Origin of the sequence: Bradyrhizobium sp., assembly GCF_027451485.1 — a bacterium.
Classification (GTDB): Bacteria; Pseudomonadota; Alphaproteobacteria; order Rhizobiales; family Xanthobacteraceae; genus Bradyrhizobium.
The window spans coordinates 1-15,795 of sequence record NZ_DAIDJE010000030.1 but is presented as its reverse complement, the minus strand read 5'-3'; the positions used below and the strand labels follow the sequence as shown (position 1 = coordinate 15,795).

General features: G+C 60.3%; 12 protein-coding genes. 8 read left to right on the top strand and 4 right to left on the bottom strand.

Annotated elements, in window-relative coordinates; genetic code table 11:
• Nucleotides 1–170 precede the first annotated feature (170 nt).
• From NEZ08_RS04260 to NEZ08_RS04245, 4 genes are all read left to right on the top strand, one after another.
• A complete protein-coding gene (locus NEZ08_RS04260; protein ID WP_298103974.1) occupies nucleotides 171–836 on the top strand; it encodes a protein-L-isoaspartate O-methyltransferase in 666 nt (221 codons plus the stop codon).
• A gap of 194 nt (nucleotides 837–1,030) precedes the next feature.
• Nucleotides 1,031–2,422 carry a TolC family outer membrane protein gene (locus NEZ08_RS04255; protein ID WP_298103971.1) on the top strand — a complete coding sequence of 464 codons (1,392 nt, stop codon included), beginning with the start codon at nucleotides 1,031–1,033 and terminating at the stop codon, nucleotides 2,420–2,422.
• 341 nt (nucleotides 2,423–2,763) lie between these two features.
• The gene (locus tag NEZ08_RS04250) at nucleotides 2,764–3,486 is read left to right on the top strand and encodes a PopZ family protein (protein ID WP_298103968.1); all 723 of its coding nucleotides are present in this window, start codon (nucleotides 2,764–2,766) and stop codon (nucleotides 3,484–3,486) included.
• Nucleotides 3,487–3,696: 210 nt separating this feature from the next.
• On the top strand, nucleotides 3,697–6,567 hold the full coding sequence (locus tag NEZ08_RS04245; RefSeq protein WP_298103965.1) for a valine--tRNA ligase: 2,871 nt from the start codon (nucleotides 3,697–3,699) through the stop codon (nucleotides 6,565–6,567).
• A 15-nt stretch (nucleotides 6,568–6,582) separates the two neighbouring features.
• On the opposite strand, the gene NEZ08_RS04240 is transcribed toward NEZ08_RS04245, so the two are convergent.
• On the bottom strand, nucleotides 6,583–7,941 hold the full coding sequence (locus tag NEZ08_RS04240) for a beta-(1-6) glucans synthase (RefSeq protein ID WP_367278372.1): 1,359 nt from the start codon (nucleotides 7,939–7,941) through the stop codon (nucleotides 6,583–6,585).
• Nucleotides 7,942–8,353: 412 nt separating this feature from the next.
• Between NEZ08_RS04240 and NEZ08_RS04235 the strand changes: the two genes are divergently transcribed.
• Nucleotides 8,354–9,823, top strand: a complete 1,470-nt coding sequence (locus NEZ08_RS04235; protein ID WP_298103962.1) for a GH1 family beta-glucosidase — start codon at nucleotides 8,354–8,356, stop codon at nucleotides 9,821–9,823.
• On the opposite strand, the gene NEZ08_RS04230 is transcribed toward NEZ08_RS04235, so the two are convergent.
• The gene (locus tag NEZ08_RS04230) at nucleotides 9,801–10,439 is read right to left on the bottom strand and encodes a DNA-3-methyladenine glycosylase (protein WP_298103980.1); all 639 of its coding nucleotides are present in this window, start codon (nucleotides 10,437–10,439) and stop codon (nucleotides 9,801–9,803) included. The genes NEZ08_RS04235 and NEZ08_RS04230 overlap by 23 nt on opposite strands.
• Nucleotides 10,440–10,535: 96 nt before the next feature.
• Here NEZ08_RS04230 and lipA point away from each other — a divergent pair, with 96 nt between their 5' ends.
• Both lipA and NEZ08_RS04220 read left to right on the top strand, forming a co-directional pair.
• Nucleotides 10,536–11,495, top strand: coding sequence for a lipoyl synthase (lipA, locus tag NEZ08_RS04225; protein WP_298103958.1), 960 nt, complete (start codon nucleotides 10,536–10,538; stop codon nucleotides 11,493–11,495).
• A gap of 3 nt (nucleotides 11,496–11,498) precedes the next feature.
• Complete coding sequence (locus NEZ08_RS04220) at nucleotides 11,499–11,954, top strand: type II toxin-antitoxin system RatA family toxin (RefSeq protein ID WP_298103956.1); 456 nt, start codon at nucleotides 11,499–11,501, stop codon at nucleotides 11,952–11,954.
• A gap of 25 nt (nucleotides 11,955–11,979) precedes the next feature.
• On the opposite strand, the gene NEZ08_RS04215 is transcribed toward NEZ08_RS04220, so the two are convergent.
• Nucleotides 11,980–12,732, bottom strand: a complete 753-nt coding sequence (locus tag NEZ08_RS04215) for an N-acetylmuramoyl-L-alanine amidase (protein ID WP_298103953.1) — start codon at nucleotides 12,730–12,732, stop codon at nucleotides 11,980–11,982.
• Nucleotides 12,733–13,144: 412 nt separating this feature from the next.
• Complete coding sequence (locus tag NEZ08_RS04210) at nucleotides 13,145–14,185, bottom strand: hypothetical protein (protein WP_298103977.1); 1,041 nt, start codon at nucleotides 14,183–14,185, stop codon at nucleotides 13,145–13,147.
• Between the two features lie 530 nt (nucleotides 14,186–14,715).
• Between NEZ08_RS04210 and NEZ08_RS04205 the strand changes: the two genes are divergently transcribed.
• Nucleotides 14,716–15,741 carry an IS110 family transposase gene (locus NEZ08_RS04205; protein ID WP_298103951.1) on the top strand — a complete coding sequence of 342 codons (1,026 nt, stop codon included), beginning with the start codon at nucleotides 14,716–14,718 and terminating at the stop codon, nucleotides 15,739–15,741.
• Nucleotides 15,742–15,795 lie beyond the last annotated feature (54 nt).

Genomic DNA, 15,795 nt, shown 5'->3' with positions numbered 1-15,795 from the left:
TCACATCTGAGACCCTCTTTCGAGGCGCCGCCAAAGCTCCGGCGCGGGCATCCATCCTTGCTGTTTGCATGCGCGGGCCTGCGCGGTTTGCCGCCATGTTGCGTTTTGGCGAACCTTGTATCAAAGATGGCCCCGCTTTTTCCCTGCTTCCCTGCCACCGGGGTCCTCCAATGTCCGATTTCTCGATCGCGCGCCAGAAAATGGTCGATGGCCAGGTGCGTCCGAGCGACGTCACCGATAGTCGAATCATCGATTCCATGCTGGCTATCCCGCGTGAGATGTTTGTTCCCGAGGCCAAGCGGCCACTTGCTTATCTCGATCTGGATATCGATGTCAGCGAGGGCGGTTCGGCCAAACGGTTCCTGCTCAGGCCAGCAGTAACAGCGAAAATGCTTCAGGCGGCCGGCATCGGCGAAACGGATTCGGTCCTCGTGGTGGGTTGCGCGTCCGGCTACTTGGCTGCCGTGGCGGCACATCTGGCCCGGCGCGTCACCGCTACCGAATGCGACTCGGCGCTGGCGGCGAGGGCCAAGTCGAACCTTGCCGCGCTGGCTCTGGGAAATGTGAGCGTCAAGACGGCGCCCGTGCCGGACGGCGATTCGATTGATGCGCCCTTTGACGCGATTCTTCTTAACGGAATGGCCGAGGTCGCACCCGAAAACCTCTATCGCCAGCTCAAGGAAGGCGGTCGGCTGGTTGGAGCCTTTGCCATGGCAGGGACACAACGGGCCATGGTTGTAACCGCATCCCATGGCGATTTTGGCTATCGGGCGCTTTTCGACACCACAATACCAGTTTTGCCAGGTCTGGAGCGACCACCGGCTTTCGTTTTCTGACGGGCCATATTCCTGGCGTGCGGGAACCGGAGTGTGGCCCGTTTGCCCCATCTCAGGAGTTTCCCACTTCCTTACCGTTCGGGGGGTTCCTTCCCCCCGATGTCACGAATAAGGTGAGCTTGGGAATCTGTAAGGGATGATGTGACTCGGTTTTTGGGGCTGCAAAACTGGGCCAGGATGATTGGAATACCTGAATGAGTGGGGTGAAGGTCGTTACCGGAGCCGCGGCGACGGTGCTTCTTTGGGCGGTGGCGAACCCATTGCCGGTTCTGGCCGATACGATCGAGGCGGCGCTGGTTCGCGCCTACCAGAACAATCCGCAGCTCAACGCGCAGCGGGCGCAGGTGAGGGCGACCGACGAGAACGTCCCTCAAGCTTTGTCAGGCTATCGGCCGAAGGTTTCAGTGTCGGCAAGCGCCGGCTATCAATACGGCGACTCACTTGCGAGTTTCGGAGGGCCTCCCATTGATTTCGCCGGAGCGACGCCGCCAACCAGTATCGGTGCGACGGCGACTCAGACGCTCTACAATGGTAATCAGACCGCCAATAAGACCCGCGCTGCCGAGAGCCAGGTCTCGGGTGCCCGCGAAGGATTGCGTGTGCTCGAGGAGTCCGTCCTGCTTTCGGCTGCTACGGTCTACATGGACTATTTGCGAGATGCGGCCATCGTCGAAGTCAACCGCAGCAACGTTCGCGTTCTCGATCAGACGCTCAAGCAGACCCAGGACCGTTTCAACGTCGGTGAAGTCACCCGTACCGACGTCGCCCAGTCGGAAGCGCAGCTAGCTGCGGGCAAGACCCAGCTTTTGGCGGCGCAGGCGACACTGACGACCACGGAGGCTAATTTCCGCCGAATCATCGGCAACGAGCCGCACGCGCTGCAACCGGGCTCGCCGGTGGATCGCTTCCTGCCGTCGACGCTTCCCGGTGCCGTCGAGCTCAGCCTGATCGAGAATCCAAACGTCACGGCGGCGATGTACGGAATCGACGTTCAGTTCCTTCAGGTGAAGGTCAACGAGGGCGCGTTGCTGCCGACCGTGACCTTGCAGGCCAACGTTCTGCAGCAATACCAAACCAACGTCACCGCACCACGAACCTTTGCTGCATCGGCCATCGCACAGGCGACCGTGCCGATCTATCAGGGCGGTGCGGAGTACTCGTTGATCCGTCAATCCAAGGAAAATCTCGCTCAGCAGCGCCTCGTCCTTGAGCAGACCCGCGATCAGACTCGCGCAAACACGGTCACTGCCTGGGGCCAATTGGTCGCCGGCAAAGCCCAGGTGGCTTCGGCCCAGGCGCAGGTCACGGCGTCCGAAATCGCGCTCAACGGTGTCCGCGAAGAAGCCAAGGCGGGACAGCGGACCACGCTCGATGTGCTCAACGCGCAGCAGGCGCTCGTCAACGCGCGAGTCGCGCTGGTGACGGCGCAGCACGATCGCGTCGTGGCTTCCTACAGCGTGTTGTCGGCTGTGGGGCGGCTGTCGCCGCAGGTCCTTGGCCTTCACACCACGACCTACGATCCGAGCGTGCATTACCAGCAGGTGCGTGACAGCTGGTTCGGCGTTCGTACACCCGACGGTCACTGATCTTCGCTTCGTTTTAGCGCGATCCGGCTAGCCTCTTTCGAGGCGGCTTTTCGCCGTGTCGTTGCGTGCGCCAACGCCGCTTGGCCTTGCTTGCAATGATTTGTTGCCCTGACGTAGCGTTCTGACGACGCAGAGCGATTCGCGCCGCGACAGGATTCCGCGCGGGCGAAATGGAGCTGCGTCGGACAGGACGAAGGTCCGTGCGATGCGCCGAACGGCGTTTGTCTGGGGACAAGTGGGGCGGACGTGATGAAATTCCCAACCTCTCGATCAGGAACCAGCAAATGCCCGCCTCGCATGGTGTAAAACGCTTGTGACGGCGTTGATGAGGTGAATCGGAAATGACGCAGCCTGCGAAGGTTCAGGAACCCTCCATGGAGGAGATTCTGGCGTCGATCCGGCGAATCATCGCCGACGACGAGGCAAAACCGACATCAGCCGAAAAAGCTCCGCCGGCCAGCCCTCCGCCGCCATCGGCGCCTCCGGTTGCCTCCAAAACAGAAAAGCCCGCCGCGGCACCCGCCGCCGCGCCTCCTCCGCCGCCGGCGAAAGCCGCTGCTCCCGCGGCACCCCCGCCGCCTCCAACGCCTGCGCCGTCGGCCACTAACAGCCAGGACGACATCGACGCGCTTCTCAATGGCCTGGATGAGGCCACGACGGCAGAAGAGATCCGCCCCAGTGCACCTGAGCCCGATGTTCTGGAACTGACCGATGAGATGGCGTTGCCGGAGCCGCCTCAGCCCTCCTTTAAAAGGGTCGAGCCGCCGGACGATCTCGAATTCACCGAGGCGCCACCGAAGGCCGTCCTGCGCGAGCCGGTGTTCGATCCGCCACCCAGCCCGATGGATTCCCCGCCGATTCTGTCGCGCTCGACCGTGTCAGCGGTGGAATCGGCCTTCAACAGCCTCGCTCATACCGTGCTGAGTAACAATGCGCGGACCTTGGAAGATCTGGTCAAGGAAATGCTGCGGCCAATGCTGAAATCCTGGCTCGATGACAATCTGCCGGGACTCGTGGAGCGCATCGTCAAGGCGGAAATCGAGCGGGTCTCGCGCGGGCGCTGACCTGACCTGCGGGGACGGGCGGATTGCTGGCTGCGATTTAAGCCTTAGATCGGTCCTGTCCGCGAATCCGGCCCGGCCCTCTTGTTGACTTAGCGCGCCGATGGGGCTTTTTAGGCAATTCCTACGGTCGGCTTGTGGCTTTCGAGAACGCTTTTGCGAAGGTCGAATCTAATCCGCAAGCCACGTTCATTTTTTCCGGCCGCTACCGACATGATCGAGAAGAACTACCAGCCTGCCGATATTGAAGAACGCATGGCCCGCCTCTGGGAGGACGCCGGCGCGTTCAAAGCTGGACGGCCGGAGCGGCGCGACGCCGCACCGTTCACCATTGTTATCCCGCCACCTAACGTGACGGGATCGCTGCACATGGGGCATGCGCTCAACAATACGTTGCAGGACATTCTTTGCCGCTTCGAGCGGATGCGCGGCCGCGACGTTCTCTGGCAACCCGGCACGGATCACGCCGGCATCGCGACCCAGATGGTTGTCGAGCGGCAGTTAATCGACCGGCAGCAGCCCACCCGCCGCGATCTTGGCCGCGACAGATTCCTTGAACGCGTGTGGCAGTGGAAAGCCGAAAGCGGCGGCATCATCGTCAACCAGCTCAAGCGTCTCGGCGCCTCCTGCGACTGGTCCCGTGAGCGCTTCACGATGGACGAAGGGCTATCGCGAGCCGTCGTGAAGGTGTTCGTGGAACTGCACCGCCAAGGCCTGATCTACAAAGACAAGCGTCTGGTGAACTGGGATCCGAAGCTGCTCACGGCCATTTCCGATCTCGAAGTACAGCAGATCGAGGTCAAGGGCAGCCTGTGGTATCTGCGCTATCCGATCGAAGGCAAGACATTCAGCCCCGATGATTCCACGAGTTTCATCGTCGTCGCCACCACTCGACCGGAAACCATGCTGGGGGACACCGGCGTCGCGGTGCATCCCGATGACGAACGCTACCAGGATCTGGTTGGCAAGCACGTCATCCTGCCGCTGGTAGGACGCCGTATCCCGATCGTGGCCGACGAATATTCCGATCCGGAGAAAGGTTCAGGCGCGGTCAAGATAACCCCAGCGCATGATTTCAATGACTTTGAAGTCGGCCGACGGCATAACTTGTCGCAGATCAGCGTTCTTGACAAGGAAGCCAACCTCGCGCTCGTCGGAAATGAAGATTACCTGCGCGGATTGCCCGAGGGGTCGACCGAACTTGCGGAAGAGCTGAACGGTCTCGATCGTTTCGCCGCGCGCAAGAAGATCGTCGCGCGCATGGAAGACTTCGGCTTTCTGGAGCGGATCGAGCCGAACACGCATATGGTGCCGCATGGCGATCGCTCCGGCGTCGTGATCGAGCCCTATCTCACCGACCAGTGGTACGTCGATGCCAAGACGCTGGCGCAGCCTGCGATGGCCGCCGTCCGCAACGGCACGACGAGCTTCGTTCCGAAGAATTGGGAAAAGACCTATTTCGAGTGGATGGAAAACATTCAGCCCTGGTGCGTGTCGCGTCAGCTGTGGTGGGGCCATCAGATTCCGGCATGGTATGGGCCGGACGGAAAGGTGTTTGTCGCCGAGACGGAGGAAGAAGCCGTCAGCAACGCGCTCGGCTACTACGTCGAGCAGGAAGTCATCACGGTCGAGCAGGGGCGTGAAATGGCGCTCGACCGTAACAAGCGTGCCGGTTTCATCACCCGCGACGAAGACGTGCTCGATACCTGGTTTTCGTCGGCGCTGTGGCCGTTTTCGACCCTGGGCTGGCCCGACCATACGCCGGAGTTGAAGCGTTATTATCCGACCGACGTTCTCGTCACCGGCTTCGACATCATCTTCTTTTGGGTCGCCCGCATGATGATGATGGGCCTCCATTTCATGAAGGAGGCGCCGTTCTCGACGGTCTACATCCACGCCCTCGTCCGCGACGAGAAGGGCGCGAAGATGTCGAAGTCGAAAGGGAACGTCATCGACCCCCTGCATATAATCGACGAATACGGCGCCGATGCGCTGCGCTTCACGCTGTCGGCCATGGCAGCCCAGGGCCGCGACATCAAGCTCGCTGCCAGCCGTGTCGAAGGCTATCGTAATTTTGCGACCAAGCTGTGGAATGCCTGCCGTTTCGCGGAGATGAATGCCTGCACGCTGCTCCCGGATTTTGATCCCACGAAGACGGAGCAGACGCTGAACCGCTGGATCGCGCATGAGACCTCGCGCGCCACGCGCGAGGTGACCGAAGCGATCGAGGCCTATCGTTTTAACGACGCTGCCGGCGCGATCTATCGTTTCGTTTGGAATGTCTATTGTGACTGGTACCTCGAACTGGCCAAACCGGTTTTGACGGGCGAGGAGGGGGCTGCCAAAGCCGAAACTCGCGCGACAGTAGCGTGGGCACGGGATGAAATTCTCAAACTACTCCATCCCTTCATGCCGTTCATCACTGAAGAACTGTGGGCGGTAACGGCCAAGCGGGATAGCCTGCTGGCTTTGGCGCCATGGCCGCGAAAGGCGGGGCTCTCGCCGGAGCAAGTGGCGATGATGGCCTTGGCGGTGAGCCCGGTCGAACAGCTGCCGACCCTGGCCCTTCCGGTGATTGATACAGCAGAATTTGTCGATCCGGCCGCTGAGGCCGAAATCGGTTGGGTGGTCGATCTCGTCACCGCAATCCGTTCGGTGCGCGCCGAAATGAACATTCCTCCGGCGAGGCTGACCGCGCTCGTGCTCTCAGGAGCGTCGGCCGAGACCAGGGATCGTGCGCCACGCTGGAGCGACGTCATCAAGCGCATGGCGCGGCTTTCCGAGATATCCTTTGCGGAAAAGGCGCCGGAGGGCTCGGTCCAACTCCTGGTCCGTGGCGAGGTCGCATCCTTGCCGCTCAAGGGCGTGGTCGATCTTTCCGCCGAGAAGGTTCGGCTCGAGAAGGAGTTGGCCAAGGCGGATGCCGACATCAACCGGGTCGACGCCAAGCTGGCGAACGAGAAGTTCGTAGCCAACGCGCCTGAGGAAGTGGTCGACGAAGAAAAAGAGAAACGCGAGGCCGCCGTGGCGCGAAAGGCCAAGATCCTCGAGGCGCTGAAGCGGTTAAAGAGCGCATCGTCGTAATGCCGAATGCCCGGCTCAGGAGCCGGCTGGTTTGACCTGAACTGCCCCTTCCTTGCTGCGGACCCCATACATTGAGAGCCCGAGCAAAACATAAGCTCCTGAAGTCCAGAGAGCTTGCCAGTTCTGAACTCCCTCGATGAAGACGATGTAGAGGGCGCTAAATCCCAATATTGCGGCAAACACCGTCTCAGCGATGGGGCGGGCGCCTGCTCGGCGGTTGAGCCACGATAGCGTAAGCAAAGGGATTCCTCCCATCGTCACCGAAGCAAACGGAAGATCCTGCCAGCGCGGATCAAAAACCGAACCCAGCGCTGCCCCCGTTGCGATCACGACAATCACCATCTGAACAAGCCCCAGCATCAATGTCGGGAACGACTGGGTTCTGCCGTGGCTAGGGCCGATCAGCTCCAAAAACGCAGGCAGCGTGCGGCCAGACATAAGGGCGTTGGCACATAACAATGGCGCTGCGGCAGATGCTGCAAGTAGCGCGCCCCAGCGCAGCCAGCCGCCATATCCGAAGCTCTCATAGGTCATCTTGTCGAATGCGATACCCAGAAGGGCCCCGGAGACCGTCGCCAAAACGCCAACAGCAATCCACGAGGGGAGATTCGCCTTCCATGGCTTGCGCCTCCGTCCAAGCCAGGCTGAGGCGAAGATTGCAATTGCCAAGACCATTCCACCTCCCATCAGCAGTTTCCATTTCGGGTAGTTGCTGATTGGAACGCCAGGCGGGAATTTCAAGGTCCGGTGATCTGCCTTGAACAGGCCCCAGTACCCGCCCACGGTACCTTCCCAATACCGCTTCCAGGACGCGTCAAATGCCTCGATCAGGTTGACGCGAAAATGGTCGCGCTTGGCGACATCGAGGATTCCTGAGAGCACACGAGCCTGATTGATCCGTGAGGGCAGTGCGCCCTCGCGCATGCGGCCCATACTTGGCCAGCCGGTTTCGCCGATCAACACCTCCTTACCGGGAAAGGCGGCGGCTACCTGCTTGTGTATTGCCGCGACTTTGGCGGCGGCATCTTCGGCGCGGGTCGGGATGTTGTCCCAATAGGGCAGGACATGGATCGTCACAAAATCTACCGCGTCCTGCATCTCGCGATAGCGCAGCCAGTACTCCCAGGTGTCGGCATAGGTCACGGGTACGTTGACGCGTGCCTTGACTGACAAGAGGAGCTCCCGAAGGTCGGTCGGCGTCATGTCGCCGTGCAGCAGCACCTCGTTGCCGACGATAATCGCGGTGATTGTGTCCGGATATTTGTGAGAAAGTGCGACCGCGGTGTCGATCAGCCTCGCATTCTTGACCCTGTTGTTGCCGATCCAGATCCCTAGGAGAACTTTTAGCCCGGTTTGCGAGGCGATTTCAGGCACCTTGTCGAGGCCATTGTCGACCGAATAGGTGCGGACGCAGCGCGATATGCCGGCGACCAGAACCAGATCCTCGCGGATCTGTTCTGCACTCACTTCCAGGTTGGGATCGCGCGGCGACTGGTCATCCCGGAACGGGGCGTAGGAAATGCATTCGAGCTTGGCGTTGGCATCGATAGGCGCGTGCGCCAGCGTGACCGGTTGGGCAAGCCACCACCAAACGGAGGCAATGATCGTCAAGGAGATGAGGAGTAGTGCCAGAGGGGTGCGAACGGAAATTGGTTCTATCCTCCGCCAGGCTTGTCGATTAAGGTCCCGTTCACGCGTTCAATAGCGGGGTCGAACGCGAGATTGGGTGGTGATAACAGCAGGTTATCATCAATAAAGGCCGCCCCGTTCAACAACAAGTGACGTGATGCGTTTCAAAGGATTTTCCCGGCGGCGGTTTGCCAAAATTGCGGCCTGGTCGGTGTTCGGAATTTCGGCCAGACCCTCTACCGCCGCTGCAAATGCGGCGAGTGGATTTGCAAAAGCCAAGTTTGCCAATTTTCCAGACAATTTTCTGTGGGGGACCGCCACCTCGGCCTATCAAGTCGAGGGAGCTATCAACGAAGACGGCCGCGGCGCCTCGATTTGGGATCGGTTTACTCACCTGAAGGGTAAAATCATCGATCAAAGCACGGCGGATATCGCGAACGATCATTACCATCGCTACAAGGGGGATGTTCAGCTCATCAAGGAGCTCGGCGCCAGGGCCTATCGTTTTTCGATCGCCTGGCCGCGTGTATTTCCGGAAGGGACAGGGACGCCCAATCCCAAGGGCCTCGATTTCTATAACAGGCTTGTCGATGAACTGCTGGCCAACGGCATCGAGCCGTTTGTCACGCTTTATCATTGGGACCTTCCGCAAGCACTCCAGGATCGGTATGGCGGCTGGCGGTCGCGAGATACGTCGCAAGCGTTTGCGGATTATGCGGGATATGTCGCGGAGCGCATCAGCGATCGAGTAAAGTCTATTTTCACGATCAACGAGTGCGCGAGGCTCGTTCAAGCCGGCTTTGGCACGGCTATAGATGCGCCAGGTCTCAGCCTCCCGCAAAAGGAAATCAATCAGGTTCGTCATCACGTGGCGCTCGGCCACGGTCTTGCAGTGCAGGCCATCCGAGCCCACGCGCGAAGCGGCACAAGGGTTGGTCCAGCCGAGAATATGGAGATCTGCATTCCGGCGATCGAAACGCCTGCCAATGTACGGGCGGCGGAAATTGCCACGCGCGAATTCAATGCCGGCTATCTCACCGCCATTCTCGAAGGCAAATACACCGACGGCTTCTTGGCTTACGCGGGGGCCGATGCGCCGACATTCACGCCGGAAGACCTCAAGGCGATTTCATCGCCGATCGATTTTGTCGGCCTCAACGTCTATATGCCGAACCACTACGTCATTGCCGGCGAAAATGGCGAGGGCTTTTTCCCGCTCCCCTTTGCGGCGACGTATCCCCACATGGATTCGAACTGGCTACGAATTGGCCCCGAGGCGATGTATTGGGCGCCCCGCCATGTGGCCAAGCTCTGGAATGTAAAGTCGATCTATATCACCGAGAATGGAACGTCGGCGGCGGATCGTCTGAGCGGCGACGGCAAGATCTACGATGTCGATCGTATCATGTACTTGCGCAACTACCTGACCCAGCTCCAGCGCGCGACTTCGGAAGGAATTCCGGTAGAGGGATATTTCGTGTGGAGCCTGATGGACAATTTCGAATGGTCGGACGGCTACGAAAAGCGGTTCGGGCTTTATCACGTCGATTTCAAGACCCAGCGCCGCACGCCAAAGCTCTCGGCGTCCTTTTATCAGGAAGTGGTCAAGCGGAATGCCGTCGCCTGAGCGGGCGGACGATCCTGTCCGGGAACGGCTTCGAAAGGAATTTTGAGCCTCTCAGACCATATCGCCAGGGCAGATCGATCGCCTTGCTGATGCCGATCCGAATGCCGGTGACGATTTCTGGCCTTGTCTTGCGGGCGTAAAGCGCGATCGGAGGCGCATCGAGCGGAAGTCCGTTGTGCGCCTTGGTGATACCGAGTGCTTCCGTGAGCTTGCCCGGTCCCGAGCACAGCAAGCGCTCATCGCTTAGGCCGCGCCGGCGCCGCATCACCGCAATGCCGTGGGTTGGTTCAAGCGCCCGGATCAGCACCGCGCTCGCAGATCCCGATTGTTCGCAGACAAAATTCACGCACCAGTGGATCCCATAGGAACGGTAGACATAGCTAAAGCCCGGAGGCCCAAACATGACTGCGTTGCGCGGCGTCGGTCCACCGTAGGAATGCGCGGCCGGGTCCGTGTGGTGATAGGCTTCCACCTCCACAATAATCCCGCCGATACCGTCGACCAGCAGCGTCGCACCGATCAGGTCGGGCGCGACCTCGTGTACGCTCCGGTTGAAGAAGGTCTTCCGGAGCAATTTACCTGGTTTCGGCGTGGTTTTAGCCGAATTTTGAAGCATGACCGGGGTATAAGGCGCTGTATCGGACAAAGCGAGCGGTTGCGGTTCATCTTCCACCGGATTAGCTAGATCATCAGGAAAGCTCATGGATTCCCTATGGTTGTGATCGTCGATACCGTCTCCACTTCGCCTGTGCGTCCACGCCATCCCGAAAAGGCGAACCGGCCGGATGCGCTGTCCCCGGCGAAACCGGACTGGATCCGCGTCCGCGCGCCTGCCACGCGCGGCTACGCCGACACCCGCAACATCGTGAAGGAGAACGGCCTCGTCACAGTGTGTGAGGAGGCGGGCTGCCCGAACATTGGCGAATGCTGGGACAAGAAACACGCCACCTTCATGATCATGGGTGACACCTGCACGCGCGCCTGCGCCTTCTGCAATGTCAAAACCGGCATGCCGGGGGCGCTGGATGCCAACGAGCCAGAATACGTGGCCGAGGCCACCTTCAAGCTCGGCCTGAAGCATGTGGTCGTCACTTCTGTCGACCGCGACGACCTTGCCGACGGCGGCGCCAGCCATTTTGCCCGGACCATCCGCGCCATCCGTGCGCGCTGCCCCGAAACCACGATCGAAATTCTCACCCCTGACTTCCTGCGCAAAGACGGTGCGCTCGAAGTCGTGACGGCCGCCAAGCCTGACGTCTTCAACCACAATCTGGAAACTGTGCCATCGCGTTACCTCAATGTGCGGCCCGGTGCGCGCTATTTCCATTCCGTTCGCCTGTTGCAACGGGTTAAGGAAATCGATCCCACCATCTTCACCAAGTCGGGCATCATGGTGGGGCTGGGGGAGGAGCGCCATGAAGTCCTGCAAGTCATGGACGACCTTCGTTCGGCGGATGTCGATTTTCTCACCATCGGCCAGTACCTGCAGCCGACGCGCAAGCATCACGCGGTCGTGCGCTATGTGGCGCCGGACGAATTCGAGGGCTATGAGAAGGTCGCGTATACCAAGGGGTTCCTGATGGTCTCGGCGAGCCCGCTGACCCGCTCGTCGCATCACGCCGGCGAAGACTTTGCGAAGCTGCAGGCGGCTCGGGCGGTCGCCGGTCGCTAGACCATGCCCCGCTTTTCCAACCAGCGCCGAGTGCAGCACAAGGCGTCCGAGATGTTCGACCTCGTCGCCGATGTCGAGCGCTATCCCGAGTTTGTGCCGCTCTGCCAGTCCCTCAATATCCGCCAACGTACGCCGAAGCCTGACGGCACCGAACTGGTCGTGGCAGACATGACCGTGTCCTTCAAGCTCGTCAAGGAGACGTTTACGAGCGAAGTGACGCTTGATCGTGCGAACTTGAAGATTACCGTGCGCTACCTGCGCGGGCCGTTCTCCAACCTGGAAAACCGCTGGACCTTCCAGCCCAGGGGCGACAATGCCTGCGATGTCGGCTTCTTCATTGCCTACGAATTCAAGAGCCGGATGCTGGCGATGCTGATGGGATCGATGTTCGATGCAGCATTTGCGCGGTTCTCAGCCGCCTTTGAAAGGCGCGCCGACGCGGTGTATGGCAAGGCCTGATCGCTTGACCCAGCGGCGCGGCGCGTCAGGGCGGACCGAGGAACGGCTCTTGCAAACCGCAGAAGTCTTTCACGGCTGACACCACCGCATCGCTGACCATATCGCGACGTTCCGGCGAATCCATCTTGAGCTCTTCGCTGCGGTTGATGATCGAGCCTGCCTCGAGCAAAACCGCAGGCATATTGGTCTTTCTCAGCACGACGAGCTTATCATAGGCATAGACGCCGACGTCCTTGTCGAGCAGCGGGTGCTGGTCGTGCCCCATGATCGCCATCGTATATTGTGGCGCGTATTGCAGGCCTTTGGCCTTCATTTCCTTAGCCACCAGTTCGGCGAAAGCGAGGCTTGTCTTGAACTGCGGGTTGATGTGGGAGACGAAAACGGAGTAGCCGCTGAAGCGGTCGCTGTAATGGCTTTTCTCGCCTTCGTACTCCCAATTTTCCAGCAGCTTGTCCGGCACGGAATCGTGGTGGATCGAAAGAAAGAGATCGGCGTTCAAGTCATTCGCCGCGGCGACCCGCTTGAAGAGGCTGGGCTTGGCCTTGCCTTCGGTGACGAGCAGCCGGGTCTCGGCAAATCCCGCGGCCTTCAATTTCTCGTCTATCTGCTGCGCGAGGCGCAGATTGAAAGAGAACTCGGGCACGTTGCGGGCGCTGATCGCGCCTTCTGATTCAGCGGTATGCCCGACATCGAGAACGATACGGAACTTCGCAGGTTTGCACGACAGGCCAGGATTCAAAGCGGACGCCGGCAGGCTGGTGGGCCCGAGCGCGGCCACCTTGACGTGGGTCGGTTTTGACGATTCCGCCGGCTTGTCAGCGGCCATAGCCTTTGACGCAGCGTGCGCAGGCGTCCGTTCGTACTTTGCCTTGTCGTGCTTTGACGAAGCCTTTGCGTGTTTTGACGTGCGCTCGAAAGCATCCGGCTGCCGCTTGGCGTGGCCGGCCGCGATCGGCATGATCGCCAACGCGATGGTCGCGGCAGCAACGGCATGGCGGCACGACATGCCGATATCTGTGCGTACGAGTTTTTCAGCTGACGACGGCAAGGCCGGCTTCCCCCGAATGATCCCCCGTTCGCGCCTTGCGGCTGCACAACGCGAACTCTAGCGGGATTTTGGATCAGGCGTTACTGAAATCTGGGCTGGTTCGGCGAGCGGAACAAAGATGCGCGAAACAGCTGACCAGCTGTTATTTCCGTCTGATCTGGTCAAATTTGAGACGTGCCTGTTCGAACTTGGCATTGAAGAGCCACATTCCATCGAGAATTTCCCGGTAAGTTGCCGACGTTCTCAGCCGATCGGCCCGTCCAAAGGCGAAGACGCTGTTATTTCTGAGATATCCCATGACGGTCGGGTCGGAAATTCGATAGCTGAGCAGATTGCCTGACCTGAGCGCGGCTCTCGTCGGGGTCGGAATGATCTGCATCAGTTCAAAAAGCTTCATCTGATCGATCGGATCCGGCAGCGTTTTTGCGATCGCAGCGACCTGCGGAAACATTTCGGCATGCGTGCTCATGAGGCCGTCGCGCACGGCGGTCCAGTGGTTGAAACGATGATCCATGGTGCCAGCGCGCGCCTCTTCCCTGTCGTCGCGAAGGCTCAGCGCGGGGTCGAGCGACGCTACTCGCGCCTTTATCGCAGCCCACTTCCTCTGACCGATCCGGTCTTCGGAAGAGCCTGTCTGAAAACTCCCCTTGTATTTGTTCGAGCGCGCATTCCCGGCATTTTGAATGCCGTTGGTCTCCGCGAAGAAAATCCCCAGGCTGATGCGGCCCGCAAGTTCCGCATTCGCGGCATCGAGACCTTTCGCCCGCGCAATCACCATGCCGAGATCGACGACATCCCTGAACGGCGTTTCTGATTTTTGCGCGTTGGAAGGTGGGGCGTCCAACAGTTCGAAAAGCCTGAAGTACTCATCGAGCAGCGGCTCGCGGTCCGCGTCGAAATACGCCGGCGGGATTGCGAACTTGTTGGGTCTTCCGATTTTGGAGGGAAGCGCATCGGTGAAGTCCTTGTACGCGCCGATCATGTCGTTGCGCGCGAGATAAAGCGCCTGTCCCGGCAAGTTCGGCAGTGGCTGATGTGAACTGACCTGCGCGCGCCGCTGGCGTAGCACCAGCTCGAATTTCGCGGCGGCCTGGTCATAGGCCGCGAGCGCGTCGGACTGCCTTTGCGTGACGGCGCTCTCCTGGCCCATGGCAGGGGAGATGAAGCGGTAATCGCCGATCATGGGGATGGCGAACGACCGGCCCGCGTCACGGATGGCATCACTGGCGAGAAAAGCCAGCGGCGCGAGGACCAACCCGAGACCAAGCGCCGCCCGGGAGGCCACGCTACACGTCTTTTTCGCCAAGTCAGTCCTCCAGACCTCGAAAGTCGACCGAATGTTGCTCGACGGATCGTAAACAGGGAATGTGTGGCTGGCGAGGCGGAACAGCCTTTCGGACAGGCCGTGCCGCGTCTGTTGCTTTTCGGCTAACCCGTCAAACAGCAAGACATAGCATTCCCGCGGCGCGAGCAGCGCCCGGGTTGGTGCGTTCGTTACGTCCTCCAACGGGGAGGGCGCAGGGAATGCCGGGTGCCTGGCCGCACCCGCAGATGGGGTAACGGGCCTGGAGCCTTCCAAGCCAGCCGCGCTCGCTACGGCGCTATTTGATGGCGCGTGTCGCGGGGCTGGCTTGGAAGGCGGTCGTCCCTCACAGTGATGGTGTCAACGGAGTCGAGGCTGAGCCTCGCTCCAAACATCAAGGAGAGACGACCATGGACTATTATGCAGGAATCGACGTGTCATTGGAATGCTCAAGCGTGTGCGTTGTTGATACGACCGGCAAGATCATTCGGGAAGCCAAGGTGGCGAGCGAGCCGCAGGCGCTGATCGACTGGTTCCATGCGTTGGGGTTTGAACTGGCGCGGATCGGGCTGGAGGCGGGCCCGCTGTCGCAGTGGCTTTATGCAGCGATGATGCAGGAGGGCCTTGCGATCGAACTCCTGGAGACCCGCCACGTCAGGGATGCGTTTAAGGCCATGACGGTGAAGTCGGACCGCAATGATGCACGCAATATTGCGCAGCTGATGCGGCTCGGCTGGTTTCGGCCGGTGCACTGCAAGTCACTGGCCGCGCAGGAGGTGCGCGCGATGCTGACCGCGCGCAAGCTGGTGCAGAGCAAACTCCTCGATGTCGAGAACAGTCTGCGCGGGATCTTGCGCGGCTTTGGGCTGAAGGTCGGCAAAACAACAAAAACCAACTTTGCCTCCCGCATCGAGGAGCTGGTCAAGGCTCACCCGAACCTCAAGGCGATCGCCAAAGCGCTGCTCAGGGCGCACGCCGTCCTGCTCGCAGAGTTCAATGCCTTTGAGAAGCGCGTGCGCAAGCTATCGGCGCTGGATGCCAAGGCCAGGCTCTTGATGTCAACCCCAGCGGTGGGATCGATCGTTTCGCTGACCTTTGCCAGCGCCATCGATGACCCCTCCCGCTTCACATCATCGAAGAAGGCAGGGCCGCTTTTCGGCCTGACACCAAAGAAGTACCAGTCCGGAGAGACCGATTGCTCGGGACGGATCAGCAAGACGGGCGATGCATCGGTGCGCGAGGCGCTCTACGAGGCCGCTCACATCATGCTGACGAAGCCCCTCAAAGGCTGCTCGAAGCTCAAGAGCTGGGCGATGCAGATCGCCAAGCGCGCCGGTCTTAGGAAGGCCAAGGTCGCCCTGGCGCGCAAGCTCTCCGTGATCATGCTGTGCATGCTCAAGAACAACATGCCATTCAATCCGGCCAGAGCCGCTTAAGAGGAACGAACAGGTTTTCGGGCGAGGTCACGAACAACACCTTCCCGAAGCGAA